Origin of the sequence: Tenacibaculum sediminilitoris, from assembly GCF_964513795.1 — a bacterium.
In the GTDB taxonomy this organism is placed as follows: domain Bacteria; phylum Bacteroidota; class Bacteroidia; order Flavobacteriales; family Flavobacteriaceae; genus Polaribacter; species Polaribacter sediminilitoris.
In genome coordinates, this window is record NZ_CAZEQR010000044.1 from 24,130 (window position 1) to 49,079 (window position 24,950).

A 24,950-nucleotide genomic window follows, 5' to 3' on the forward strand; every position below is an offset into this window, starting at 1 on the left:
TTACTTATGAGGAAATGTAGTATAATAGCTTGTTTATCAGTGTTTTTAGCTTTTTTTTGTTCGTTGTCATACTCGCAAAATATAAAATTAGCTGATAGATATTTTGAAGAATTTTCTTACGCCAAATCGGCGGAGTTTTATAAAGCATTATATTTTAGTGGAAAAGAGGATTCTAAATACATTTTAGAAAGATTAGTGGACTCGTATTATAATAATGGAAATACAGAGGATGCCGAAATTTGGTTTGAAAGGCTTATTGATGATTACAATGTTTCTGATGATTATTTGTTTAAGTATATTCAAATTTTGAGAAGTAACAAAAAGTATAAAAAATCTGACTCTATATTATTATTATCAGAATCTTTAAAAAGAAAGTTAAATAGCAATGATAAAAGAACTGATTATATGTTAGAGGTACTAAAGGATGAAAGGAAGAAAGTAAATATCAATAATTTATATATTAATTCTGAATTCTCTGATTATGGAGGTTATATCATTAACGGTAAAGTGTATTATTCTTCATCTGCTCTAGTTAGAGGAAAACAACAACAAATATATAATCGGAATAATCAACCCTTTTTAAATATTTACAAGGCAAAAATGAGCATTGAACCTTTAAAATGGAATGAAAAAGATTCTATATTGGTATTGCATGATGCAAAAATACTTGAACCTCCTGTTACTACAAAGTTTCATGAAGGTAAACCAATCTTTTCTAATGATGGTAAAACAATGTATTTTACAAGAAATAATTTTAATGGTAAACGAATAGGTAAAGACATAAATAGGGTTGTAAACCTTAAAATTTATAGAGCAAAACTTGTTAATGGTATTTGGTCAAAGATAACAGAACTTCCTTTTAATAGTGATGACTATTCTGTAGGGCATCCAGCATTAAGTTTAGACGAAAAGACATTGTATTTCTCTTCAGACATGCCTGGAGGGTTTGGTTTGACTGATATTTATAAAGTTAAAATCTATGCGGATGATAATTTTGGTATTCCTCAAAATTTAGGAGAAACAATCAATACTTCTGGAAGAGAAACTTTTCCCTTTGTAGGTAATAACTCATTGTATTTTTCTTCTGATGGTCATTTAGGGTTTGGTTTACTTGATATTTATGAGGTAAAGATGAACTCGGAAGGAGATTTTATTGATATAAAAAATTTAGGACCACCTTTTAATAGTAATAAAGATGATTTTGCTTTTTACATTAACTCAGAATGTAAATTTGGATTTTTTTCGTCTAATAGATTAAAAGGAAAAGGGGATGATGATATTTATAGTTTTTATTTTCAAGAAAACGAATGTCTGAATAATATTTTAGGAAATATCAAAAATAAAAGAAATGGTCTTTTCCTTTCAAGAGTGAATGTAAAGTTGATTAATGAAAAAGGTAAAGTAGTAAAAGAAACTAAATCTGATTCTTTAGGAGAATTTAGTTTTTATAAGGTAGATTGTGATAAGAACTACTTTTTAAAAGCAAGTAGAGAAAACTTTGAATCAATAAAAAAAGATGTGAAATTTAATAAAAATGAGATTATTGATTTTCATATAGATTTAGAATTAAACCCGTTAATAGTTAATAATGAGATAGTGTTAAATCCAATTTATTTTGATTATAATAGTTATGAGATTCAATCAGAAACAGAATATGAACTTGAAAAAGTTGTTCAAGTAATGCAAGATAATCCAAAAATGATAATAAAAATAGAGTCTCATACAGATAGCAGAGGAGATGATGTATTTAATAAGGTTTTATCCAATAAAAGAGCTAAATCTACCAGAGATTATCTCATTTCTAGGGGGATTAATAAGAAAAGAATTGCTAGTGCTATTGGATATGGAGAAGAAAGATTATTAAATCATTGTAATAATGAAAATTTAAAAAAATGTAGTGAAAAAGAGCATTCATTAAATAGACGTTCTAATTTTTACATACTTAGAAGATAAAGAATGATTTGTATTGAAGAACTTAATAATAATTTAAATACTTTTTAATTTTTCTAGAGGTTAACTTTTTATGGGGTAAAGTTTTTCGCTAGAAATTAGCAAAAGAAATGAATGTTTCTTTTGCTTTTTTTATTGATCTATGTTTAGTCTAAAATATAATTAACTTTGTGTAATATGAACCCTGAGTCTTTAAATAAAAATATGATATTAATATGAACACTTACAAAACTTCGTTTAGACTTTTTCTACCCAAAGATTTATGTGGGTTATATTTGTTGTAATCTTCTCTAAAAATTTCAGACTGTGATCTTACCTCTTTGAAGTTTCTGAATAAATAGGCGTAAAAGAATCTCTTTCTTAAAGGTTTTATTAAACTGTTCTACATATCACATTTTGTGATGGTTTTTCTAGTTAGGCATAGTTTATTTCAATACTCTCAACAGTACAGAACTCAACAAGTATCTTAAATAGAAATTTTGACCATTATCAACACGTACTTTTAGTGGTTTACCATAAACTTCAATGGTTTGTTTTAAGTGACTAACCACTCGAGTCGAAGGCATTGAAAAACCTAAACATATTTCTTTTTTAAAAAGAAATATAAAGCAATAAAAATTAAAGGTGGAACAATCTATAAGATAGAGTTTAACTCAATAAACATAGCTTTGTTTTTAGCTGAAATAATAATACCCACATTAGTGGGCATTATTAAGGGGATGTTAAACCAACTATTATTTTTAATCTATCATCCCGTTAAAAAAGATACTGTGTAATAAATATACAAAATTAATTTATAAAAAAAGAATCTGAGTTAAAAAAAAGAACCCACTCAAAAAAATGAGTGGGAAAATTGCTATGAAAAAGAACTTAAGACGTCTCTTAAGTGATACAAATATACTTATATTTTAAATAAAAAAAGCATAAAAAAGCATAAAATAAGTAAGGTTTAACCATAAAAAACAAATCTTTTTGATTTGTAGTACTAATAATAAAGTACAGATTGGTATGATTGAAGTGAAGTGTTAATGAAAGAGAAAAAAGCGTGAAAACCCGCTTAGTATTTTAAAAGGGCTGAGGTTGACATTGAGGTTCTGCACAACCAAACCAAATTCGAGAACAGGTATTGTTAGGTAATAAACATTGCGCTTTACCACCATTAATAGATTGTTGTTCCTTTTTGCTTAAACTAATTCCTAAGTTTGAAATATTTTTTACCATAATAAAAATTTTAAGTTTCTCAAACTTAGATTATTTAAAGTAAACTATTTAAAAATTAACCATAATGTATGTAAGGTTTTACATTATTTTTAGGAAGTTTTATTATTCTTAAAAGAAAGATTTTTCATCTCTTATAATTTTTAGAAAATGAAAACCATAGATTTCAAAACCTTCATTGTAATAAAACTTATGAGATTTCCTGTTGGCAGTGTAAGTGTTTAGTTCAACAGCTTCAAATCCTTTAGATTTTGTATAATCATACACCCATTTAAAAAGTTGTTTGCCAATATTATTACCTCTATAATTTTCATCAACAATTACATGGTCAGGTTCTACACTCTTACCAATATAGTGTCTAGTACTGTACCAAAGTCCACAAATACCTATTAGTTTATCATCATCAAAAGCACCTATGCATTCATAGTTAGGGTATGCTGCCATTTCTAAAACTCTAGCTTTTAAAATATCTTTTGGTGTTGTAGTATTGGCTTTATGTAAAAGAGGAAAAATTATAAGAATATCTTCTTTACTAATCAGGTTAAAATTTATATTCATTCTGTATTTTTGAGTTAGAGAAATTTCAGATGATAAAAATAAAAAATATATCAGCTCAAGAAACCTATGATATTCGATTAGCTGTTTTACGAAATAACATTAATTTACCTTATAAGTTTAAGGAAGATGAACATGATAATACTTTTCATTTAGGAGCCTTTTACAATAATAAATTGGTAGGTATAGCATCTTTTATTCAGAATAAAACAGAAGCTATTAAAGGAGAGCAATACCAGTTAAGAGGAATGGCTACTTTACCAGAGGTTAGAGGAATGGGAGCTGGAAGGTTATTGTTAGAAGAAGCGAAAAACATTTTAAAAACTAAAAATATAGATATTTTATGGTGTAATGCTAGAAAAGAAGCTACTGGGTTTTATGAAAGTTTAGGCTTTATAATTATAGGAGAGGAGTTTGAAGTTCAAAAAGTGGGACCTCATTATAAAATGTATTATATTGTAAACTAGTAGTTTGTTTGTCGACCACTATCTAAAATTAAAACGCCATATAATGAAAACTTCATCATTATTACTTATTTTATATGTATTCTTATCACTTAGTGTCTTTTCACAGCAAAAAGAAGTAAAAATTATTTCTGAAAAATTAACCGAAAATATATATGTTTTAAAAGGACAAGGAGGAAATATTGGACTTTTTGTAGGAGAAGATGGTGTATTTATGATTGATGATCAATTTGCCTCTTTGAGTGAAAAAATACGAGAAACAATTAAAACAATTACAAACAAACCCATAACTTATTTATTTAATACGCATTGGCACGGTGATCATACAGGAGGAAATGCGAACTTTCAAAAAGAAGGAGCAGTAATAGTGTCTCATAAAAATGTGCATAAACGGATGAGTACAGAACAGTTTATTAGAGGAAAGAAAAAGCCTGCATCACCAAAAGAAGCATTGCCAATTATTACATTTTCAGAAGACATACAGTTTTATGTTAATGATGAACCCATTATGATTACCCATATTCATAATGCACATACCGATGGTGATGCATTAGTATATTTTGGAAATAGTAATGTGTTGCATGTTGGAGATGCCTATTTTCAAGGAAAATTTCCATACATAGATATAGAATCTGGGGGCTCTATTGATGGGTATATTGAGGGAATTCAAAAAATGATGATGATAGCTGATGACAATACTCAAATAATTCCAGGGCATGGAAGTGTATCATCAAAAAAAGAATTGAAAGTATATATAAAGATGCTTGAAAACTTAAAAAACACTATTGCATCAGAAATAAAAAAAGGAGTAAGTTTAGAAGATGTTAAAAATAACCTTACAATAACAGAAAACTATAAAAGTTATAATGGCTGGATAACAGAAGAAAAAGTAAAAGAAGCGATATATAAAAGTTTGAAAATGAAGTAAAAATAAAAACCCAAATCGAAAGATTTGGGTTTTGTAGCGAGGAGCAGATTTGAACTGCCGACCTCAGGGTTATGAATCCTGCGCTCTAACCAACTGAGCTACCTCGCCTGATTGCGGGTGCAAATATAATTACTTTTTGGTTTAAGGCAACAAACATTTAAATTTTTTTTTAAAAAATAATTATCTATATTGGCACTTAAACAAAAAAATAGATGAGCAAAGTTAAATTTGAATTAGAGTTTCCTATTCATGCATCTCCAAGCATGTTATATCAATATTTTGCAACACCAGCAGGTTTAGAAGAATGGTTTGCAGATAGAGTAAATTCACGAGGAAAGCTTATTACTTTTATGTGGGATGACTCTGAAGAAGAAGCAAAGATAATTACCAAAAAAGCAGACGAACGTATTAAGTTTAAATGGACTGAAAGTGAAGGTGATGATAGTTATTTTGAATTTAAAATACAGGTAGATCCATTAACAAAAGATGTTGCTGTAATTGTTACAGATTTTGCCGATGATGAAGATGATGCGGAAGAAGCAAAAATGCTTTGGCAAAACCAAATAGAAGAATTAAAGCATACAATAGGAGCTTAACACATAAAGAGAAAAGAACCAAAAGAAACACTCGACAATTTTGTCGAGTTTTTTTGTGGCTAATATTTACCTAAATTGTAAGTTTGCAATTAAAATTTTTAAGAAATGGTAAACTTTAATGGAACTTTAATTTCTGATAACGAAGTACAAATTTCAACAAAGAATAGAGCCTTTAAGTACGGTGATGCTATTTTTGAAACAATTAAAGTGTTAAATGGTAAAGTTGTTTTTGTTGAAGATCACTATTTTAGGTTGATGGCATCAATGCGAATGCTTCGTATGAAAATACCCATGAAGTTTACGTTAGAGTTTTTTCAAGAAGAAATACTAAAAGCACTAAAAGAACTACCAGAATCTTCTACTTATAGAGTACGTTTAACTGTTTATAGAAAAGATGGAGGTTTATATGAGCCGCTTACAAATGAGATAGATTATATTATAGAAGGAACTCCATTAGTACACACAGAAAAAGAAGTGTACAGGATGGATGTTTTTAAAGATTTTTATAATTATTCAGGATTGCTTTCAACAATAAAAACAACAAACAGAATATTGAATACATTAGCTGCTGTTTTTGCCAAAGAAAATGATTTAGATAATTGCATTTTACTAAATGAACGTAAAGGTGTTGTTGAAACTATTAATGGTAATATTTTTATTGTAAAAGGAAGCACAATAAAAACTCCAGCTTTAACTGAGGGGTGTATTAAAGGAATCATAAGAAAAAAAGTAATTGAGATTATAGAAAAACACCCAGAGTATATTATAGAAGAAACAACTATTTCTCCTTTTGAAATCCAAAAAGCAGACGAAGTTTTTATAACGAACGCTATTGTTGGAATTCAACCAGTTACTAATTATCGTAAAAAAGAATTTTCAAAAGATATAACTAATAAAATAAAAAGTAGTTTAAAACTAGCGACAGTAACTAGTTAAACCTAGTTCATTTGAATGTCGCCAGGAGCATTTGCCCAAATTTTATACTTACCACCTCTTTGTAATAGTTTTTCTTTCCAAAAACTTCGATCATCTGTGGTTAAAATATTTTCGTAGTCATTTTCAGCAATAAACCAAGAGTTTATCAAAAGTTCTTCTTGTAGTTGGCTTGCTCCCCAGCCAGAATACCCTAAAAAGAAACGGATATCAGAAGCTTTTAATTGCTTATTGTTTAGTAACTCTTTTAAGAGATCAAAATTACCTCCCCAATAAATACCATTTGCTACTTCGATACTATTAGGAAGTAAATGTGGGACTTTATGTATAAAATACAAATTATCTTGCTCTACAGGGCCACCTTGATATACTTTAAAATCACAATCTATTTCAGGAATTAAATCATTAAGTACATGATTTAAAGGCCTGTTTAAAATAAAGCCTACTGAACTTTTTTCGTTATGCTCAGTAAGTAAAATGATGGCTCTTTTAAAAGAACTATCATTTAAAATTGCTGGTTCAGCAATTAATAACCTACCTTTTTCCAGTTTAAGTTCAACCATGTTTTTTTAGTTTATAAACACTAAAGTAAGTAAAAAATTAATAAAACTTTAACAAAAATGTTAAAACACCAGTAAAAACAGGAAAAAAAATATAGTTTTACATTTTCTCTAAAACGTTAATAACTTCATTTTTTTTCCGTACCGAAATAGGAATTGTTGTTTTGTCTTTTAAAACCAAGTAGCCTCCGTCTGATTTTATAAACTCTTTAATGAATTGAATATTAATTAGATGGCTTTGATGTACTCGTAAAAAATCATATTCTTTTAACATGTCGGCAAAGTGCTTTAAAGTCTTTCCAACCAATATTTTTTGTCCGTCATTCATGAAAAACTCAGTGTAATTATTATCTGATTGGCAACGGACAATATCATCTAAATTTACAACCATTATCTTGTTAGAAGTATTTAATGATATTTTTTTAGGACGTTGATTCGGTTTTGTAATGGACTGTTGTAGTACGGTTAGTTGTTCTTTATCTGGTTTTATTTGATCTTTGGCTTTGTTAATAGCATTTGTTAAATCTTCATTTGAATATGGCTTTAGCACATAATCAATAGCAGCAAACTTAAAAGCTTTAATAGCATATTCGTCACTTGCCGTTACAAAAATAATTTTAGAAGATATGTTTGGGTGAATCTCTAAAACATCAAAACCAGTGCCGTCTCCTAGCATAATATCTAAAAATAAAATATCTGGTTGCTGTTTTCGTAAAACCTTTGATGCCTCAACTACACTTTTAGCAGTGCCAATAATCTCAATTTCTGGATGAAACTGTGTAAGGTCGTTTTGTAACATCTCTAAAGCTGTTACCATATCGTCTACTAAAATTGCAGAAAGTTTTTTCATTTTTTAAAAATCAGTTTTTAATGGGATTTTAAAGGAGACTTTTGTTCCTGGTATTTTTCTTTTATTATATAATTCACTAATAGAAAAAGTACTTTTTTTTGATAAGTTTTGAATTCGCTCTTGTGTTACTTTTAAAGCTACTGACTTATGTGAGCTTACTTTTTTAAATTTTTTAGATTGTTGAATTCCAACACCATTATCTACTATTTCACAATGTAAAAGGTTGTTTTTTGAAGAGAAATTAATTTCTATTTTTCCATTTTCTACGGAAGGAATTCCATGTTTTATACTGTTCTCAACAAAAGGTTGTATAAGCATAGGTGGAATTAAAATCTCTTCAGTATCAATAGTTAGATTTGTAGTTATTGAATATTCAAAGGTATTTGAATTCATTTGCTGCTCTAGTTCAATATAATTTTTTAGTGTAGTAATTTCTTCAGCTAAACTAATTTCTTCTTGTCTAGAATTATGTAAAATACCACGCAAAAGTGTTGAAAACTTACTAATTGTGGCATTTAATTCTGCTGACTTCCCTGAGTTACCTAGTGCTTTAATTCCATTTAAAACATTAAAAATAAAATGAGGATTCATTTGTAACTGTAAGGCTTTTTGCTCTAACGATATTAAATGATTTTCTAACTCTAGCTTAGCTACTTTAACTTTATTTTTGTTTTGAATTCTACGAATATACAACCAAATAATGAGTGTTAAAATCAAACAGATTAATCCAATACTAGACCAAATGAACCAATCTTTTCTATAAATAGGTGTATCAATAAAAAAACGAAAATTAATAGGTTCACTTTCTATTTTTCCTACTCTTGATTGGGTTGAGAATGTATAATTACCAGGAGATAAATATGCCAAATCAATAGTGCTTTTAGTACTCCAAGGGCTTGTTTTATTGTTGAGTTTATACCGATATTCTAAGGTGTTAGAATTGTTAATGTTAATTGTTTTGTAATAAAACGAAATATGGTTTTTATCAGCAGGTAATTGTAACGTTTTATTGTAGTTGTTTATATTAATACTGTCTAGCGGAGTAAAAACAACCTCAATTTTTTCAAAAGAAATAGTTGGTTTTTTTTGTACAGATTTATCACTTTTAATAAAATAAACTCCTTTGTCTTTTGTTGAAATCCAAGTGTTTTTCTCGTTGTCTTGGAAAACATTAGTAATTTTATTGGTGGATAGCGTGTTGTATTTATTTATGTTTTTAACAAAATTAAAATTAGAATCGAGTACTTCAATGCCTTCATCTTCTGAAACAATCCAAAACTGAGTGTTAATTTTAGTAATGTCTATAATTTTGTGTATGGAAGTAGTAAGTGTTTTTATTTCATCAGTCGTAATTAACTTAATACCATTGTTATAAGTAGTTGCGATGATGGTTTTTTTATGTATGAGAAGAGAGGTGTAATTAGCTATATCAATCCTTTTTAAAATTGTAGGATTTAGAAGTTTATCAATTTTCCATAAAGCTTTGTTTGTAGCTACCCAGTAAAAATTACCATCAAACAATATGTCATTTACACGGTTTAAATCAATTTGAAAATTGGTACGAAGGGGAGAAAGGTAGTCTTCACGAACACGAACTATTCCTTTATTAGTACCTAAAAAAGTATAATTTTTAGTTGTTACTATACAGTTAATATTATCTCCTTCAAAATTGGTAAAACCTTGATGGTTTTTAATGCTAAAACCTTTGTTAGTACCTATAAAAATAGAGTTTCCTTTTGTAGTAACAACATTGGTGTTATTTGAAATTAATCCATCTTTTACAGTAAAGGTCGTAAATTTATTCCCGTCAAATCTAATTAATCCGTTGGTAGAAGATAGCCATACATAACCAGTACTATCTTGAGTAGTATTGTTTATGTGTAAACTCGGTAATCCGCTATTCTTAGTATAGCTTTTTAATGCTTGGTTTTGAGCAGAGATACTGGTTACTCCATAACAAAAGTAGTATAGTAATAAAAAAACAAAGTTTTGTATCGAGTGTTTTAGAGTTCTCGATACAAAACTGGTTTGTAAAATACATATATGGTTTAGAAAATTCATTATAACAAACATACTTTAATTAAACGTCACTATGAAGAGTAGGAGATTCCTAAGTTCGTAATGACGTTTACTCAACAATTATTAGTTACTTCATAGCGTATAAACGTTTGTTGTTAGTATCTGGTTTTACATGTTCTAACTCTCCATAAGGTTTAGTTAAAGGTTTTAAAACACATAAGGCTGAAGCTTTTCCTTTTATAATTAACTGACTGTTTTTTACAACATACGTCCATCTAAATTTCTCTACAGGAATAGTTGTTTTTTCAACCTCCTTCATTAATCCTTCTTCACTAGCAATAAAATCCATGATTTCTTCTTGCATTACAAAATGCGGGATTTCATTGTCGGAGTTGTGGTAATCCAATTCTAGATTTATAGGAATAGTGTATTGAATTGTATAAGGTTCTCCAACATAACGTTCTTTTTCATTATTTAATGCATCGTACCAAGATATCTCTTTTTCTTCTGGATATTTTTTAGCAATTTCTTTTGATAAATCTACTTTTCCAGGTGAGTTTGCTGTTGGATAAAACACATAGTATGGTTGTGCTAAATAGTGATTAGAAAACGCTCCTCCAAATATATTATAGTATGGTGAAGTAACTACCTGTGGAACTTTATTTTCAGTTATAAAAGCACTTTTTAAGGTATTTACTAGGTTTGTGTTTGTTGCTAACTGATTAGTATGAAAAATTATTCTTGTATCACTTTCAATAGCTTTGCTTTTTACTGAGGGAAGCTTTCCTTTGGTAATTGTTTCTTGTAAAGTTTGAGCAGTTACTTTGTTACCGTTAACTACGGTTTCTAAATTCATTGCTCGAAAAGGGTTGTTGTTATTTACAATATGAATCTCTCCGTAAGGATTTTCAGTAGCATTTTTATTCATCCAAGAAATAATTTCTTCTATTGAATATTTACCATTGATTATTTGGTAGTTTTTTTCTTTAAAATATACTCTAGCACTGTCGTAAAAATGACTATTCCCTTTGTCGTTTCCTGTAATAAACACCACAGGCTTTCTGTATTCTACAACTGGCTTATCAATAGTTTCCTTTGTGGTAGCAATGTTTCCCAGTTCTTGGCTTTTGTTATCACTTTTTGTATTGTTACAATTAAAAAATACTCCGATTAGTAGTAGTAATCCCATTACTGTACCTACTTTTAAAATGTTTTGTTTCATAGTTTTTTGGTTTTAAGGTTAATATAGTTACTGTTATTGTTGTAAAATGATGGTCACATCCTTTCCTAAACTCATACTAGATGATAGTTTATTTAAAATGTTAGGAAGGTTTCGGTCGTTAATCCACTGACCGTTTTCTTGTTTTTCAACAGAAGCGATGAATCCGCTTGTGTTTATTTGTAATTTTAAGCTTGTGTATTTTTCCAAATACATTTTTAATACTGATGAATAATTGTTGTTAGACCACATAATTGTTGTTTTTATATGATCAAAATTACCACAGATGTACAGGTAAATATGGAGTTAATTAGAATTCGTAGTAGATAAATTAGAATTCGTTATAAATTATAAAAAGACCCCTTAATTTTTGTGAATAAGGAGTTATTAATAGAAAATTGAACATTTAAAAACTCAACTTCTCTTTTAAATATTTAGAAGTATATGATTTTTTGTTTTTAGCTAAATCTTCTGGGGTACCTGCAAAAATTAAGTTTCCACCTTTTTTACCACCCTCCAAACCAAGGTCAATAATATAATCAGCACATTTAATAAGCTCTATATTATGTTCAATAACAACAATAGAATGTCCTCTTTCAATGAGCGCATTAAAAGAAGCTAATAACTTTTTAATGTCATGAAAATGCAATCCGGTAGTAGGTTCATCAAAAATAAACAAAGCTTTGTCTTTGGTGTTTCCTTTTACTAAAAAGGAAGCTAGTTTTATACGCTGTGCTTCACCACCAGAAAGGGTAGAAGACGATTGTCCTAATTGTACATAACCTAATCCAACGTCTTGCAAAGGTTTTAACTTTCTGGCTATTTTGGTTTGTTTATGTTCTGTAAAAAAAGCAACAGCATCATCAATTGTAGAATTTAAAATATCATCAATAGATTTTCCTTCAAAAGTTACTTCTAGTACTTCTTTTTTAAAGCGTTTACCACCACAGGTTTCACACTCTAAATGCACATCTGCCATAAACTGCATTTCAATCGTAACTTCTCCTTCACCTTTACAAACCTCGCAACGTCCACCATCAACATTAAAAGAAAAATGTTTGGGTTGATAGTTTCTTATTTTAGATAATTTTTGGCTAGCTAATAATTTACGAATATCATCATATGCTTTGATGTAAGTTACAGGGTTAGATCGAGAAGAACGACCAATAGGGTTTTGATCGATAAACTCCACATGTTTTAACAAGTCAAAGCTTCCAGTAACATTTGTATGTTGCCCTAGTTTTTCACCATATCCAACTAGTTTTTTTTGCATAGCAGGGTATAAAATTTTTTTAACTAGGGTGCTTTTACCACTACCAGATACTCCAGTAATAACGGTGAGATTATTAAGAGGGAAAGAAACATCAATATTTTTTAAATTGTTTTCACGGGCTCCAATAATATCGATAGAGTTTTTTGAAGTTCTCCGACTTGTAGGAACTTCAATTTTTAATGTTGAAGATAGGTATTTAGCTGTTAATGATTTAGAGTTTAAAATATCTTCAAAAGTTCCTTCTGCAACTACATTTCCACCGTAAGTTCCTGCTTCAGGGCCAATATCAATAATATAATCGGCCTCTTTCATGATATCTTCATCATGTTCTACCACAATTACAGTATTACCTAAATCACGTAGATTTTTTAACACACCAATCAAGCGCTCAGTATCTTTTGGATGCAAACCAATACTAGGTTCATCTAAAATATACATAGAACCTACTAACGAACTACCTAATGAAGTGGCTAAATTAATTCGTTGACTTTCTCCTCCTGATAGCGTATTAGATGTTCTATTTAAAGTTAGATAGTTTAAACCGACATCTGTTAAAAACTGTAAGCGATTATTAATTTCGGTAAGTAAACGTTTACCAATTTTTTCTTCATATTTGTTTAATTGAATGTTGTTGAAAAATACTGCCAATTCATCCAAAGGTAAGGTTACTAATTCATCAATAGTTTTACCATATACTTGAACATAGTTGGCTTCTTTACGCAAACGCTTTCCGTTACATTCGGTACATTTTGTTTTTCCGCGATAGCGAGACAACATTACACGGTTTTGAATTTTGTAACTTTTTTCTTCAAGTTTTTTGAATAAATGATTAATTCCTTTGAATTTTTTAGTTCCATTCCAAACTAAGTTCTTTTGTTCATCAGAAAGTTCGAACCATGGTTTATGAATAGAAATTCCGAATTCTTCTGCATTTAAAATTAAATCATTTTTATATTTTTTGTAACTGTCTGTTTTAAAAGGGAAAATAGCATTTTCGTAGATAGAAAGTCCTGTATTAGGGATTACCAAATCTTCATCAATACCAATAACATTTCCATAGCCTTCACAAGTAGGGCAAGCTCCGTAAGGGTTATTAAAGCTGAATAAATGTGTGTTTGGTTCTAAGAATGAAATTCCGTCTAACTCAAATTTGTTACTGAACTCACTAGTGCTATTATCTGATATGTTTTCAATAAAGCAAATTCCTTTTCCTTCAAAAAAAGCTGTTTGTAGGGCATCTCCTAAACGATTGTAAAAATCTTCTTCATCTTTTACAATAATTCTGTCTACAACTAATTGCAATTCATCTCCTTTGAAATCTTTTATAGGGAATTCATCAATTCTATATACAGTATCTTGATATTTTAAACGAGCATATCCTTGTTGTGTTAGTACTTGTAACACAGTTTTTATATCCCTGTCTTTATTAATATGTATAGGAGCGAGTAATAATAACTTAGTACGTTCTTCAAAAGTTTTTACATGCCTAATAACATCAGAAACGGTATGTTTTTTTACTTCATTACCTGAAATAGGAGAGAAGGTTTTACCAATACGAGCAAATAGTAATTTGATATAATCGTAAACTTCAGTAGAAGTACCCACGGTTGAGCGTGGATTGGTAGAGTTTACTTTTTGCTCAATAGCAATGGCGGGCGCAATTCCTTTGATATAATCTACTTTAGGTTTGTGTAGTTTTCCTAAAAATTGACGTGCATACGAACTTAAACTTTCAACATACCTACGTTGCCCTTCGGCGTACAAAGTGTCAAAAGCTAAAGAAGACTTTCCTGAACCAGAAAGCCCAGTAATTACCACTAATTTACTGCGAGGAATAACTACATCAATGTTTTTTAAATTGTGTAGTTTGGCTCCTTTTATTATAATATTTTCTTTAGGATTAACAGTTGAAATATCAGTCTTCATATGCTCGAAAAAATAAGCTATAAAAATACGATTTTATAGTTAAGCAAAGAAACAAGAGAAGGTAGTTTATTTAATAATCGAACTCAGATTAAAAGTATTTTTAAAGGTTATTTTATCAGCATGCTTAACCTTTGTTATATTTTCTATTGGTAAATCAATACCTAGAGGATATATAATAACTTTGTTTTAAGCTTTTTAGAGCCATAGTTTTAAAGTTTTTATAAAGCGAATTATAAATTAAGAATACTTTTAGCTAAACAGAATCATTAAAATAAAGAGATGTTATAAATTAATATCTTATATTAAAACAATAAATTAGATAAAAAAATTAAATATTATTTGTATTTCTATATAAAAAGCATAATATTTGTAACTTGTTATTAATCAATATTTAAAGCCTATAGTACAATAATTACTTTTATAACTTAATATCCCCTTAACAAGAAAATAGCTAGTAAGTTGTTTTCAAAAAAGTAATTATTATGAGAAACATAGTAGATGACAGTGTATTAGTAAAAAACTACATTAAAGGCAATGAATATGCTTTAGAATTATTGATTAAACGTCACCAACAGAGGCTGTATAGTTTTATTTACAGCAAAGTACAAAACCGAGACACTACAGAAGATATATTTCAAGATACCTTTATAAAGGTAATAAGGACGCTAAAAAAAGGAAATTATAATGAAGAAGGTAAGTTTTTACCTTGGGTTATGCGAATTGCGCATAATTTAATTATAGATTATTTTAGAAAAAATAATCGTATACCTACATTTAATAACTCTGAAGAGTTTGATATCTTTTCAGTTATAAGTGATGCGACGTTAAATGCAGAAAGTAAAATAATAAAAGAACAAATTTTAAACGATGTTAAAGAGTTAGTTGAAGAACTACCTAAAGAACAAAAAGAAGTTTTGAAGATGCGTATTTATAACGATATGAGTTTTAATGAAATATCTGAAAATACAGGAGTAAGTATTAATACAGCACTTGGTAGAATGCGTTACGCTTTAATTAACTTGAGAAAAATAATTGAGAAAAATAAAATTATTTTAGTAGGTTAAACAATATTTGAAAAAAAGCATCGTTAAATCATTGATTGTAAGTAATAATTAAGGGATTATATATGATGCAAATTTACTCGAAAAAGTCTCCTGACTCTAAAATGGAACCAGAACAAGAAACAATTCAATATTTGATTAATTTTTCTAAATCGCTAACAGTAGTTAAAACCAAATCAAACTATCTCATTGAATTGAATTTGAATTAAGAGTGGAAAAAGCTTCAACATTGTTGAAGCTTTTTTTATAATTTAGTCCGTCCTGAAATAAGTTGACACAAAATCGACTTATTTATAAATGACTCAGAAAATAAAAGAAAAAAACAGACTCAACGAGATTATAACTTAGGCTTTAAATTAGCCGTTGTTTCTCAGGTAGAAAAAAGGAAGTTTAAACCATAAACAAGCACAAAAGGCTTATGGTATCCAAGGAAGAAGTACCGTTTTGGTTTGGTTACGAAAACATGGTAACTTAGGCTGGAATGACGCTTTAACCCATTCTATACCAAAATCTAAAGAAACACCCGTTAGAGTGAGAGCTTAAAGATAAGAAACTCAAGAATCAAATTCTCTACACGATAATCGATATCTCAGACAAGTAATATGGCACTTCTCAATCAGAAAAGAGTTTTCACCCAAACCATCACGTGCATCTAACAAAAGCAAAGAGTAAAGTTTAGCTTGTTGTCGATTGTTTGAGGTTACTAAACAAGCTATATGTCAATCTGAACATAGGATTATTACCTAAGAAGAGAATCAATGCTTATAAAACCCAAGAAGAATTACACTAGAACAGCACATTCTACACATTAGCTAAGAAACACCCTAATTTATAAAAAGAGTTGAAACCAACAAGGTCTGAACAACACTTAACTTATGTGAAAACATATCAAAAGACACATTTGAGTCATAATTATAAAACATCTAATTTTGTACATAACAAAAAACCTTTGAAGCTTAGCCTCAAAGGTTTAAATATTTGTTTATAAAACAGTCAACCTATTTTAGGACGACTCAGATGTTTTATCGTTTTCTAGTATAGGTATTCTAAAGCTATTTTATCATAATTGCTTAATTCTCCTTGTACCCAACCAGGAAAGCATGAATTCATAATAGACGCAGGATCATTACTAGCACCTGCTGTACCAGGAATGTAAACAGCACCAATAGAGCCAGCAGTTTCACCACTTTGGCGGCAAGATTGTCTTGTGTCCCAATCTGTATGTCTTAGCCCCATTGCATGTCCAATTTCATGTGTTATTAATCCTTCAACTATTTGGTCATCACTAGAGTTATTAGCACCTTCATTAATTCTTACCCAATGTCCAGGTAATCCATTACTTCTAGGAAATTCCGCTCTACCTCTAATACCATCTGCAGGAACATCAGAAGGGTTTGTTTTGTATACTACAATATCACTATCGTTAAATTGAGTTCCAAAAACTAAGTTCATGTTAATTGTTGAGTTTAACGAATTGTAATTGTCAACAGCATATCTTAAACTTCTTTGAGCTGTTGTGCTAAGTGCATTATAACCACCAGTATATCCAACAACTCTAATACTAGAAGGAGAGCTTACTAGGTTGTAAGTTCTATATTGTTTACCAGCTTTATTAGAATCTTGATTACCTGTTTTCATTAGTTCTTCATGAGAAATGGTAACATCACTTTCAACTTCGTAGATATTTTCAACTACTCCATTTAGGTTTTTGAATGAAACTGCCTTAACATAATCTGTGTTAAGATTGATTTCCTTCATTTTTTGAATTACTTCTTGAGGAATTTCTTTTGAGTTTTGAATTTCATTTAAATTCTCTTGCTCGTTGTTGCTACAAGAGCTTAATACTGTTAAAGCCAAAGTAAACATGGCAGGTTTTAAAAATAATTTTTTCATTGTGAAAGGGTTTTTATTAAAAATTTATTAAAAGCCCAAATATAAAAAAAAAGTTATAAAAGATTAAATATTAAGAAGTTATTTTAAAATAGATTTTCTTCCAACTATTTTAGTGATAATGTCATTTTCTAACCTCCAGCCACGAGCAGGAGAATACTCACGCCCATAATAAATAATTTGCAAGTGTAATTTATTCCATAATTCTTTTGGAAATAAACGCTTTGCATCTTTTTCAGTTTGGGTAACATTCTTTCCGTTTGATAAGTTCCAACGATACATTAATCTATGAATATGTGTATCTACAGGAAAGGCAGGAATGTTAAAAGCTTGCGACATTACCACACTGGCAGTTTTGTGGCCTACTGCAGGTAACTCCTCAAGGGCCTCCATGTCAATAGGAACCTTTCCATTATGTTTTTCAATTAAGATTTTTGACAAACCATGTATTCCTTTTGATTTCATTGGAGATAAACCAACAGGTTTAATAATTTCTCTTATTTCATCAACTGTAAGCTTCACCATATCATAGGGATTGTCGGCTTTTTCAAATAACAAAGGAGTAATTGTATTTACTCGGGCATCAGTGCTTTGAGCAGACATTAATACTGCAATTAACAATGTGTACGGATCTTTATGATCTAAAGGGATTGGAGTTTCAGGATATAACTCTTCTAAAGTATCGATTACAAATTGAACTTTTTCTGCTTTAGTCATCGCTTTATATTGTTTAATAAAATCAAAGGTACAAAGAAGCTTTGTATGTTTTATAGATAATCAAAATCAACTTTGTAACTTTGACATTATAACTTTGAAACAAAATAATATGACAACACTAAAAATAGGAGATAAGGCGCCAAATTTTGAATCAGTAGACGAGAAAGGAAATACTGTAAAGCTTTCTGATTATGAAGGTAAAAAACTAGTATTATTTTTTTACCCTAAAGCAAGTACCCCTGGTTGTACTGCGGAAGCATGTGATTTACGTGATAATTACAAAACTTTTTTAGCAAAAGGCTATGATGTTTTAGGGGTAAGTGCAGACTCAGCTAAACGTCAGCAAAACTTTATTAATAAAAATAAATTACCTTTTCCATTATTAGCTGATGAAAGTAAAGATGTAATTAATGCTTTTGGTGTTTGGGGGCCAAAAAAATTTATGGGAAAAGAGTATGATGGAATTCACCGTACTACTTTTGTAATTGACGAAAAAGGGGTGATTGAAGATGTGATTACTAAAGTAAAAACAAAAGAACACACAAATCAAATATTAAAGTAATAATAGCATTAGAATATATTTATTAAAAAGAAAAAGTCGAGTAAGTACTCGATTTTTTCTTTTTATAATTTTATCACTTTTAGTGAAGCGTTCTTAATTCCTTTTGTAATTCTTTACTTGTTTTTGTACTACCATCGTGACTCCACCCTGGTGGCATAAACACATACTTTAAGCGTGTTACCAATGATAAATCTTTCTTTCGTTTGAAAAAGTCTTTATAAACTTCTTTCCATTCATGAAAAATGATGTTAATTGGTTCTTTATCTTCTAAAGGTTTTGTTAAACCATAACGTAATTTTTCATACTTAGTTTCATCTTCTTCTGCTTGAAAAGTTCCAAAAATACGATCCCAAATAATTAATACCGTACCCATGTTTTTATCTAAATACTTAGTGTTAGAAGCATGGTGAACTCTATGGTGTGATGGGGTAACAAAAATATATCCCCACCATCCTAATTTACTTTTAATAAAGTTGGTATGATATAAAGTTCCGTAGTTTTGATTCATAGCATATGCAAACATAATATGTAGAGGCATAATACCTAGAAAAGCTAGCGGTAAGAAGAATATATATCTAAAAAGGGGTTGCAAAACTGGAGATCTGAAACCTGTTGAAATATTGTAGTATTCTGAGTTATGATGCGTTACATGTATAGCCCAGAAAAATCTAGAATGGTGATCTATATAATGGTGTATGTAGTATAGAAAGTCTTGACCAATAAAAGCTAGTAACCAGTATGTCCATGATATGTTACCTTCCCAGTCAATAACTCTATACTGGTAGCAAAAGCCCATTATAGCAAATGAAGTAACTTTCATTAGTAGATCTAATCCCAAATTAGCAAGCGCAAAATAAATGTTAGTTGCCGTATCTTTAAATTCATAATTTCTCGCTCTAGCATGATAGCTAAAGTATATTTCGATTAAAATTATCGAAATGAAAAAAGGAGCGCTCCAATAGTATAAGGTGTCTTGATTAAATATGTTGCTCATACTATTTTTTTAGTTGCGAAAATATTTAATTCTACTCAGACTAACTGTTAAAACTTATAACTTGAGCTCGATTATTAAAAGAGATAAATTTGCAGAGTATTTACAGTTTGATATTTTATAGAAGTTTTTTTAGGTAAAAAGCTATATGCAATAAGTATGGAGATTAAGTTTGTTATAAAATTACCAAAGTTTCTATGTCTATAATGTTCTATTTGACAACTATTTTTGAGTTCATCGTTTACCCATTTCAATTACTAATTGTTTTCTAAGTAGTATTTTATTAGATATTGTAATTAAACAATTCTTTATATTGTTTTTAATTTGAGTTATAAGTTGCACGCCATTAATAAACAACATTTATGCTAGTTCCTCTCCTATATAACCTTTATCAGTAAAAATTTTCCAACTATTTTATTTAAAAAGCGTTCTTTTTTTAATGGATTTCTATTGTCTTCACTAGCCTGTGTACAAAAATTTAATATTTCTCCTTTTTCATTAATGATAATATGAAGTTTAAAACTAAGAAACTAACTCATGGTGAGTTTACCTGTATTAGCAATGTTTTTAAAAACTTTATAAGTATAAATACGCTTGTTTTTGCAAACACGTATTGGTGTAGAATTGATAAACGAAATACCTTAGCATTTACCTAAACAACAGGTTTTAAAAATAAAGTAAGTGGTATTAAGTTTTGCTGAGTAAGTTCTGTAAAGCGATTATATGAAACAGTATTTGGAAACTCGCTTTACATATATTTTTGAACAGAAAAAAGATAAAAGTGTTTAAAGGTTTTAAAACCACTAAGCTGAAAAAATAATCATAATGGTCATCACTTCACTTTTAGATATTATTGGTGAACGCTTAGATTTGTTGCTAAGTAATGATTTTCAACAATTTAATCATATTCTTTACAAAATTCGTCAACTAAACAAAATGCTTTTGTAACTCTAGAGTATATTATCATAAATAAATTTTTAACTTAATAAACTGAAATTCAATATTTATCTTATTAAAAATCTAACTAAATATTAATTAAACTCAGGTTTATAGTCTTTCTTCTATCCATTTCTTAAAACTATAAAAGTTTTGTGGTGCTACACCATGTCCTACAGGATATTCAAAATATACGTTAGTTAACTTAAAGTTATTGAGTAAAATTGGGGCTTTTCTAGCCCAATCTACAGGAAGAACTTGATCTACAGTTCCGTGAGAGATGTAATAATCTGTGACAATAGAATTATCTATTTCAGCAGGGAATAATTCTTCATTAATATAACCACTTAATGCTACTACGTGTTTTACCTTGTTTGGGTATTTAAAACTTAACGCATAACTTAAAATAGCTCCTTGACTAAATCCTAATATAAATGTTTTATCAGGGTTTGTATTGTATTTTACTTTAATTTCATCTATAAAAGAAGCAATTTTATCAACCGATTCAGCTGCTTGTGTTAAATCAGAAAACTTACCGTTAACGGAATCAAAATTTATAGCATACCAAGCATAACCACCATAGCCCATATCGTGAGGAGCTCTAGCACTTACAATTAATAAATCGTCTGGTAATTCTTCAGCAAATGAAAATAAATCTTGTTCGTTGCTACCATATCCGTGTAATAAAATTAATAAAGGAGGGGTAGGATTTGAGGTTTTAGGTTCCCTCACAATATAATGTAAACACATGTATTAAATTCCTTTAAATAGGTTTTGAAATTGATCTCCAACAACAGGCACAGTCTTTTTTTCTCCCTTTAAAACAGCTAAAAAACTAATTAGCCAAAGTACAAAAATCAGTACTCCAACAACCCAGCCAATAGTACTTCCTAAATATTTATAAACTAACCAAATATTTGCCATGTACAATATATTTAATCCAAGCATTTGTTTAATATAAAAACTGGCAAAAGAATTTTTTTTATTCATGTTTAAAACAAAAGCAATAATAAGTCCTATAACTGTAAAGTGACTAATTATAGCTGCGGTTTTACCTTCGTTTACTGTTTGACTTTCCATAATTTTATGAGTTTAAAATGAGTTGATTATTATTATAAATACCATATACTTTTCCTTCTAGCTTTTTCCCTATAAAGATACTGTTTTTAGAAGTAGAAAGAATGTTTTGTTCAGAGAAGGTATAAATTCCTTCAGGATTAAAAATAGATAAACTCGCTTTTTCATCTTCTTTTATGGAAGCTAATTCAATATCGAAACGTTTCCTTGGGTTACAAGACAAACAGTTTATAATAGTTTCTAAATCTAATACGGTATTTAAAGCTCCAAAAGCACTTTCTAAACCAATAGTTCCGTCTTTTGCAGTAGAAAACTCCACTTTTTTATGTTCAATATCAATAGGATTATGATCTGAAGTAATCATATCAATTACGCCTTCTTTTAATCCTTGTATTAAGGCTTTTTTATCCTCTTCTGTACGTAGGGGAGGGTTTACTTTTTTATTAGCTTCAAAACCGTGTAACTCATCATCTGTCAATACTAAATTATGTACAGCAACACTACACGTTACATTTAACCCTTTTTCTTTAGCTTCTTTAATAAGTTGAACAGACTTTGCAGTTGAGATAGCAGGAATGTGTAATTTTCCTCCTGTATATTCTAACAAAAACAAATCGCGAGAAATTTGAATTTCTTCTGCAAGAGCAGGAATTCCTTTTAATCCTAAAAGCGTACTGTTTTTTCCTTCGTTAGCAACACCTTCACCTGCAATTAAATTGTTTTTAGGAAAGCTTAGTACCAATCCGTCAAAATTTTGAGCATATAGCAATGCTATTTTCAATAAATTATCATTGCTAACAGGTTTGTTATAATCACCAAAAGCAATAGCTCCAGATTGTTGCATGTCGTACATTTCAGACATTTCAACTCCTTTACTTTGTTGGGTTAAAGCTCCAATAGGATAAATACTAGTTGCAGCTCCGCTTACTTTATTAATTAAAAACTCTATGGCTGATTTATTATCAACAATAGGATTTGTGTTTGGATTGATAGCTACATGAGTAAATCCACTTTTAGCCGCTACTTGCACACCATGCTGTAATGTTTCGCGTTCTTCATAACCTGGTTCACCAAAAGAAACACTAGTATCGAACCAACCAGGAGATACATGAAGCTTATCAAGCTCTACAATAGTATAACTTTTTTCACTAGCAATGTTGTTGTCAATTTTGGTAATAATACCATTAGTAATTAAAATATCTTTAGTTTGTTGGTGGTAAGGACTAGAAGCATCTATTATTGTTGCCGATTTAAGCAGCGTTGTCATGGTTTAAAGAATTTTAAAATCAAAATTTCTAAAAGCAAAGATACAATAGCTAAGCTCAAAAACCATTTCCAAAGCCATTGAATTTTATTTTCATTATTAATATTTTCTAAGGTGTTTTTAACCGAAGTAGATATTGTTATGTTGTTGGTTTCTGAAAGAGCTAAAAATTCTAAGTAACTTTCACTTTTGTCATAATTAAAAGCAATATTTTTAAGTACACTATTTTGTTGCTGTACTTCATAAAACCCAGCTACCAAAGGTTGGTCTTTAGTTGTAATACGGGTTTTGTTTTGTAAAGTTTGTTGTAAAGGAATAAAAGATTCTTTATAATTAACAATACTTAAAACTTCATCTTTGCCTAGTTGCTTATCAATATCAATAGTATTTTGTTTATCTATTGTATAATACAATTTAGATAGTTGTAAGCTCTGCTTACCTATATTGTAAAAAACGGGAACAATTAAAGGAGAATTCGTAAAGTTACTATTGTCTTTTTTTAAAGGAGCAGCTATCCAATACAAAGAAGCATTAGGTAAATTAATTTGTTTAATAAAACCTTGTTTGTTTTCAAAAGAAACAATACTAGTAGCATTGTTAAATGTAGCATTAAAGGAAGTTTTTACAAAAGGATATTGAAAGTTAGCAACTTTCTTTTCAAAAACATTTTTTAAAAGAGGATGATTATAATTAATTGTAGTAATTTTTAAACTGTCCTTTTTTTGTGAAAGTAACTTTCCCACATTTAGTTTATTGAAAAAGATGTTATAGGAAGAAAGTGTTAATTCTTTACTCGGAATTACAACAAGGTTTCCACCTTTTTGAGTATAACTTTTTAAGCTGTTAAGAAGTGTTTCAGGAATATTTTCTAACTCATTTAATACAATAAGGTGTTGCTTATCTATCGAATTATAATTCGTGCTTTGTAGCGAAGAAGAAGTAAAATTAAACTCCCCTTTCGTGTAAATTCGTTGCAAAAAATCATTTGATTTTCCAATGGCTAACACATTAATTTTTTCGTTAGCATTTATGGTAAAATAAAATGAATTATCAAAACCGTATGTGTCGTTAAAATTAACATCAATTTTACCTAAAAACACAGGGGTTTTTACAACAGAAAAAGTGACCTCTGTAGTCTTATTCTCTTCAATATTAAAGGTTTGTTTATTCAATAACTTGTTATTGTTGTAAATAGCAATAGGAATATCGTTTTTAGCCTTTCCTTGATTTTTAACGATAATATGTATGTTAAAATTAGAACTACCATTATCATTTACAAAAACACTATCAATAGAAATATTGCTCTTTTGTTCAGGAATTAGTTTTACAAAAGAAGTGTTTTCGGGAGCATTGTCAATTGCTTCTTTTTTGATGTTTTGAAAATCAGAAATTATAATATTTTTGGTCGAAGAGTTTATAGACTTGTGCTCATTGGTTATTTTTAAAAAAACATCAGCAAGACTTCTTTTTTTAGCAGTACTGGTAGTCTTTAATAAGATCTCTTTTAGTTCAGAAGCTGTTTTATTAACGTAAAAGTGATTATTTGTTAGTAATGAATAACTCGTTTTTTCTGTTGAATTTTCAATAATTTCTTGCGTAGCAACTTGTAGTAAATTCCCTTTTTCTCCAATAGCATTTGTACTTAAAGAATTATCTAAATACAAAAAGAAATGTTGCTTTTCATTTGCTTTATGATTACTGAAATAAGGTTGTGCAAAGGCAAAAATTAAAGCAGAAAGCAATAGTAAACGAGTAGCTAAAATTAGCCATTTTTTTATACGAGAACTTTTACGTGTTTGTAATACTAGCTTTTGTAAAAAAGCTACATTAGTAAACGGAACTTTTACAAATCGCTGTAGTTGGAACAAGTGTACCAAAATAGGAATAAGTAAAAAAGCTAAGAAATATAAAACCTCAAGATGTTTAAACTGCATAATTATAATTTACTAAGTGTAAAAATA

General features: G+C 29.2%; 23 protein-coding genes, 1 tRNA gene and 2 pseudogenes. 8 read left to right on the forward strand and 18 right to left on the reverse strand.

The window, feature by feature from the left end; translation table 11 throughout:
* The first annotated feature begins 6 nt into the window (after positions 1–6).
* A complete protein-coding gene (locus ACKTSW_RS09725) occupies positions 7–1,953 on the forward strand; it encodes an OmpA family protein (protein WP_408025067.1) in 1,947 nt (648 codons plus the stop codon).
* 220 nt (positions 1,954–2,173) lie between these two features.
* Here the strand turns inward: ACKTSW_RS09725 and ACKTSW_RS09730 are convergent, their stop codons facing one another.
* The 3 genes from ACKTSW_RS09730 to ACKTSW_RS09740 all read right to left on the reverse strand — a co-directional run bounded on the left by ACKTSW_RS09730 (position 2,174) and on the right by ACKTSW_RS09740 (position 3,726).
* A complete protein-coding gene (locus tag ACKTSW_RS09730) occupies positions 2,174–2,323 on the reverse strand; it encodes an integrase core domain-containing protein (protein ID WP_408025205.1) in 150 nt (49 codons plus the stop codon).
* A 692-nt stretch (positions 2,324–3,015) separates the two neighbouring features.
* Positions 3,016–3,171 carry a hypothetical protein gene (locus ACKTSW_RS09735; protein ID WP_408025068.1) on the reverse strand — a complete coding sequence of 52 codons (156 nt, stop codon included), beginning with the start codon at positions 3,169–3,171 and terminating at the stop codon, positions 3,016–3,018.
* Between the two features lie 108 nt (positions 3,172–3,279).
* Positions 3,280–3,726 (reverse strand): GNAT family N-acetyltransferase, encoded by a 447-nt coding sequence (locus ACKTSW_RS09740; RefSeq protein WP_408025069.1) that lies wholly within the window; start codon positions 3,724–3,726, stop codon positions 3,280–3,282.
* 29 nt (positions 3,727–3,755) lie between these two features.
* Here ACKTSW_RS09740 and ACKTSW_RS09745 point away from each other — a divergent pair, with 29 nt between their 5' ends.
* Positions 3,756–4,190 carry a GNAT family N-acetyltransferase gene (locus ACKTSW_RS09745; protein ID WP_408025070.1) on the forward strand — a complete coding sequence of 145 codons (435 nt, stop codon included), beginning with the start codon at positions 3,756–3,758 and terminating at the stop codon, positions 4,188–4,190.
* A 43-nt stretch (positions 4,191–4,233) separates the two neighbouring features.
* Entirely contained in the window at positions 4,234–5,115 is an 882-nt protein-coding gene (locus ACKTSW_RS09750; protein WP_408025071.1) for an MBL fold metallo-hydrolase, read from the forward strand.
* A gap of 34 nt (positions 5,116–5,149) precedes the next feature.
* On the opposite strand, the gene ACKTSW_RS09755 is transcribed toward ACKTSW_RS09750, so the two are convergent.
* A tRNA-Met gene (locus ACKTSW_RS09755) sits at positions 5,150–5,223 on the reverse strand.
* A 104-nt stretch (positions 5,224–5,327) separates the two neighbouring features.
* Between ACKTSW_RS09755 and ACKTSW_RS09760 the strand changes: the two genes are divergently transcribed.
* Together ACKTSW_RS09760 and ACKTSW_RS09765 are read left to right on the forward strand one after the other, a co-directional pair.
* Positions 5,328–5,711, forward strand: coding sequence for an START-like domain-containing protein (locus tag ACKTSW_RS09760; RefSeq protein WP_408025072.1), 384 nt, complete (start codon positions 5,328–5,330; stop codon positions 5,709–5,711).
* Between the two features lie 105 nt (positions 5,712–5,816).
* Complete coding sequence (locus ACKTSW_RS09765) at positions 5,817–6,647, forward strand: aminotransferase class IV (protein ID WP_408025073.1); 831 nt, start codon at positions 5,817–5,819, stop codon at positions 6,645–6,647.
* 2 nt (positions 6,648–6,649) lie between these two features.
* Here the strand turns inward: ACKTSW_RS09765 and ACKTSW_RS09770 are convergent, their stop codons facing one another.
* The 6 genes from ACKTSW_RS09770 to uvrA all read right to left on the reverse strand — a co-directional run bounded on the left by ACKTSW_RS09770 (position 6,650) and on the right by uvrA (position 14,491).
* Positions 6,650–7,207, reverse strand: coding sequence for a YqgE/AlgH family protein (locus ACKTSW_RS09770; RefSeq protein WP_408025074.1), 558 nt, complete (start codon positions 7,205–7,207; stop codon positions 6,650–6,652).
* Between the two features lie 97 nt (positions 7,208–7,304).
* Positions 7,305–8,054: a LytR/AlgR family response regulator transcription factor gene (locus ACKTSW_RS09775; RefSeq protein WP_408025075.1), complete on the reverse strand. Its 750-nt coding sequence runs from the start codon at positions 8,052–8,054 to the stop codon at positions 7,305–7,307.
* Between the two features lie 3 nt (positions 8,055–8,057).
* Positions 8,058–10,115 (reverse strand): sensor histidine kinase, encoded by a 2,058-nt coding sequence (locus ACKTSW_RS09780; protein ID WP_408025076.1) that lies wholly within the window; start codon positions 10,113–10,115, stop codon positions 8,058–8,060.
* Between the two features lie 85 nt (positions 10,116–10,200).
* Positions 10,201–11,295 carry a hypothetical protein gene (locus ACKTSW_RS09785; protein ID WP_408025077.1) on the reverse strand — a complete coding sequence of 365 codons (1,095 nt, stop codon included), beginning with the start codon at positions 11,293–11,295 and terminating at the stop codon, positions 10,201–10,203.
* Positions 11,296–11,328: 33 nt separating this feature from the next.
* Positions 11,329–11,544: a hypothetical protein gene (locus ACKTSW_RS09790; RefSeq protein ID WP_408025078.1), complete on the reverse strand. Its 216-nt coding sequence runs from the start codon at positions 11,542–11,544 to the stop codon at positions 11,329–11,331.
* 154 nt (positions 11,545–11,698) lie between these two features.
* The gene (uvrA, locus tag ACKTSW_RS09795; RefSeq protein WP_408025079.1) at positions 11,699–14,491 is read right to left on the reverse strand and encodes an excinuclease ABC subunit UvrA; all 2,793 of its coding nucleotides are present in this window, start codon (positions 14,489–14,491) and stop codon (positions 11,699–11,701) included.
* A 482-nt stretch (positions 14,492–14,973) separates the two neighbouring features.
* Here uvrA and ACKTSW_RS09800 point away from each other — a divergent pair, with 482 nt between their 5' ends.
* Positions 14,974–15,555, forward strand: coding sequence for an RNA polymerase sigma factor (locus ACKTSW_RS09800; protein WP_408025080.1), 582 nt, complete (start codon positions 14,974–14,976; stop codon positions 15,553–15,555).
* Positions 15,556–15,845: 290 nt separating this feature from the next.
* A pseudogene (locus tag ACKTSW_RS09805) lies at positions 15,846–16,044 on the forward strand (IS3 family transposase); the annotation flags it as partial.
* A 540-nt stretch (positions 16,045–16,584) separates the two neighbouring features.
* Here the strand turns inward: ACKTSW_RS09805 and ACKTSW_RS09810 are convergent.
* Both ACKTSW_RS09810 and ACKTSW_RS09815 read right to left on the reverse strand, forming a co-directional pair.
* Positions 16,585–17,445, reverse strand: coding sequence for a M57 family metalloprotease (locus ACKTSW_RS09810; RefSeq protein ID WP_408025081.1), 861 nt, complete (start codon positions 17,443–17,445; stop codon positions 16,585–16,587).
* A 78-nt stretch (positions 17,446–17,523) separates the two neighbouring features.
* Entirely contained in the window at positions 17,524–18,159 is a 636-nt protein-coding gene (locus ACKTSW_RS09815) for an endonuclease III domain-containing protein (protein ID WP_408025082.1), read from the reverse strand.
* A gap of 109 nt (positions 18,160–18,268) precedes the next feature.
* On the opposite strand from ACKTSW_RS09815, the gene bcp reads away from it, so the two are divergent.
* Positions 18,269–18,721 carry a thioredoxin-dependent thiol peroxidase gene (gene bcp, locus ACKTSW_RS09820; protein ID WP_408025083.1) on the forward strand — a complete coding sequence of 151 codons (453 nt, stop codon included), beginning with the start codon at positions 18,269–18,271 and terminating at the stop codon, positions 18,719–18,721.
* Between the two features lie 79 nt (positions 18,722–18,800).
* Here the strand turns inward: bcp and ACKTSW_RS09825 are convergent, their stop codons facing one another.
* The 6 genes and pseudogenes from ACKTSW_RS09825 to ACKTSW_RS09855 form a co-directional block, all read right to left on the reverse strand.
* Complete coding sequence (locus tag ACKTSW_RS09825) at positions 18,801–19,715, reverse strand: sterol desaturase family protein (RefSeq protein ID WP_408025084.1); 915 nt, start codon at positions 19,713–19,715, stop codon at positions 18,801–18,803.
* Positions 19,716–19,789: 74 nt separating this feature from the next.
* A pseudogene (locus ACKTSW_RS14335) lies at positions 19,790–20,679 on the reverse strand (IS982 family transposase).
* Positions 20,680–20,759: 80 nt separating this feature from the next.
* The gene (locus tag ACKTSW_RS09840; protein WP_408025086.1) at positions 20,760–21,398 is read right to left on the reverse strand and encodes an alpha/beta hydrolase; all 639 of its coding nucleotides are present in this window, start codon (positions 21,396–21,398) and stop codon (positions 20,760–20,762) included.
* A 3-nt stretch (positions 21,399–21,401) separates the two neighbouring features.
* On the reverse strand, positions 21,402–21,728 hold the full coding sequence (locus tag ACKTSW_RS09845; RefSeq protein ID WP_408025087.1) for a hypothetical protein: 327 nt from the start codon (positions 21,726–21,728) through the stop codon (positions 21,402–21,404).
* A gap of 4 nt (positions 21,729–21,732) precedes the next feature.
* On the reverse strand, positions 21,733–22,992 hold the full coding sequence (locus ACKTSW_RS09850) for a dihydroorotase (protein ID WP_408025088.1): 1,260 nt from the start codon (positions 22,990–22,992) through the stop codon (positions 21,733–21,735).
* Complete coding sequence (locus ACKTSW_RS09855; protein ID WP_408025089.1) at positions 22,989–24,923, reverse strand: BatA domain-containing protein; 1,935 nt, start codon at positions 24,921–24,923, stop codon at positions 22,989–22,991. Before ACKTSW_RS09855 ends, ACKTSW_RS09850 begins: the two co-directional genes overlap by 4 nt.
* Positions 24,924–24,950 lie beyond the last annotated feature (27 nt).

Excerpts from the sequence above, each read along its gene's own strand:
- ACKTSW_RS09840 (WP_408025086.1), bottom strand. The coding sequence starts at position 21,398 with ATGTGTTTACATTATATTGTGAGGGAACCTAAAACCTCAAATCCTACC.
- ACKTSW_RS09760 (WP_408025072.1), top strand. The coding sequence starts at position 5,328 with ATGAGCAAAGTTAAATTTGAATTAGAGTTTCCTATTCATGCATCTCCA.
- ACKTSW_RS09780 (WP_408025076.1), bottom strand. The coding sequence starts at position 10,115 with ATGAATTTTCTAAACCATATATGTATTTTACAAACCAGTTTTGTATCG.
- ACKTSW_RS09785 (WP_408025077.1), bottom strand. The coding sequence starts at position 11,295 with ATGAAACAAAACATTTTAAAAGTAGGTACAGTAATGGGATTACTACTA.
- ACKTSW_RS09845 (WP_408025087.1), bottom strand. The coding sequence starts at position 21,728 with ATGGAAAGTCAAACAGTAAACGAAGGTAAAACCGCAGCTATAATTAGT.
- ACKTSW_RS09770 (WP_408025074.1), bottom strand. The coding sequence starts at position 7,207 with ATGGTTGAACTTAAACTGGAAAAAGGTAGGTTATTAATTGCTGAACCA.
- ACKTSW_RS09800 (WP_408025080.1), top strand. The coding sequence starts at position 14,974 with ATGAGAAACATAGTAGATGACAGTGTATTAGTAAAAAACTACATTAAA.
- ACKTSW_RS09745 (WP_408025070.1), top strand. The coding sequence starts at position 3,756 with ATGATAAAAATAAAAAATATATCAGCTCAAGAAACCTATGATATTCGA.
- ACKTSW_RS09855 (WP_408025089.1), bottom strand. The coding sequence starts at position 24,923 with ATGCAGTTTAAACATCTTGAGGTTTTATATTTCTTAGCTTTTTTACTT.
- bcp (WP_408025083.1), top strand. The coding sequence starts at position 18,269 with ATGACAACACTAAAAATAGGAGATAAGGCGCCAAATTTTGAATCAGTA.
- ACKTSW_RS09850 (WP_408025088.1), bottom strand. The coding sequence starts at position 22,992 with ATGACAACGCTGCTTAAATCGGCAACAATAATAGATGCTTCTAGTCCT.
- ACKTSW_RS09740 (WP_408025069.1), bottom strand. The coding sequence starts at position 3,726 with ATGAATATAAATTTTAACCTGATTAGTAAAGAAGATATTCTTATAATT.
- ACKTSW_RS09810 (WP_408025081.1), bottom strand. The coding sequence starts at position 17,445 with ATGAAAAAATTATTTTTAAAACCTGCCATGTTTACTTTGGCTTTAACA.
- ACKTSW_RS09735 (WP_408025068.1), bottom strand. The coding sequence starts at position 3,171 with ATGGTAAAAAATATTTCAAACTTAGGAATTAGTTTAAGCAAAAAGGAA.
- ACKTSW_RS09775 (WP_408025075.1), bottom strand. The coding sequence starts at position 8,054 with ATGAAAAAACTTTCTGCAATTTTAGTAGACGATATGGTAACAGCTTTA.
- ACKTSW_RS09725 (WP_408025067.1), top strand. The coding sequence starts at position 7 with ATGAGGAAATGTAGTATAATAGCTTGTTTATCAGTGTTTTTAGCTTTT.
- ACKTSW_RS09750 (WP_408025071.1), top strand. The coding sequence starts at position 4,234 with ATGAAAACTTCATCATTATTACTTATTTTATATGTATTCTTATCACTT.
- ACKTSW_RS09825 (WP_408025084.1), bottom strand. The coding sequence starts at position 19,715 with ATGAGCAACATATTTAATCAAGACACCTTATACTATTGGAGCGCTCCT.
- uvrA (WP_408025079.1), bottom strand. The coding sequence starts at position 14,491 with ATGAAGACTGATATTTCAACTGTTAATCCTAAAGAAAATATTATAATA.
- ACKTSW_RS09815 (WP_408025082.1), bottom strand. The coding sequence starts at position 18,159 with ATGACTAAAGCAGAAAAAGTTCAATTTGTAATCGATACTTTAGAAGAG.
- ACKTSW_RS09765 (WP_408025073.1), top strand. The coding sequence starts at position 5,817 with ATGGTAAACTTTAATGGAACTTTAATTTCTGATAACGAAGTACAAATT.
- ACKTSW_RS09790 (WP_408025078.1), bottom strand. The coding sequence starts at position 11,544 with ATGTGGTCTAACAACAATTATTCATCAGTATTAAAAATGTATTTGGAA.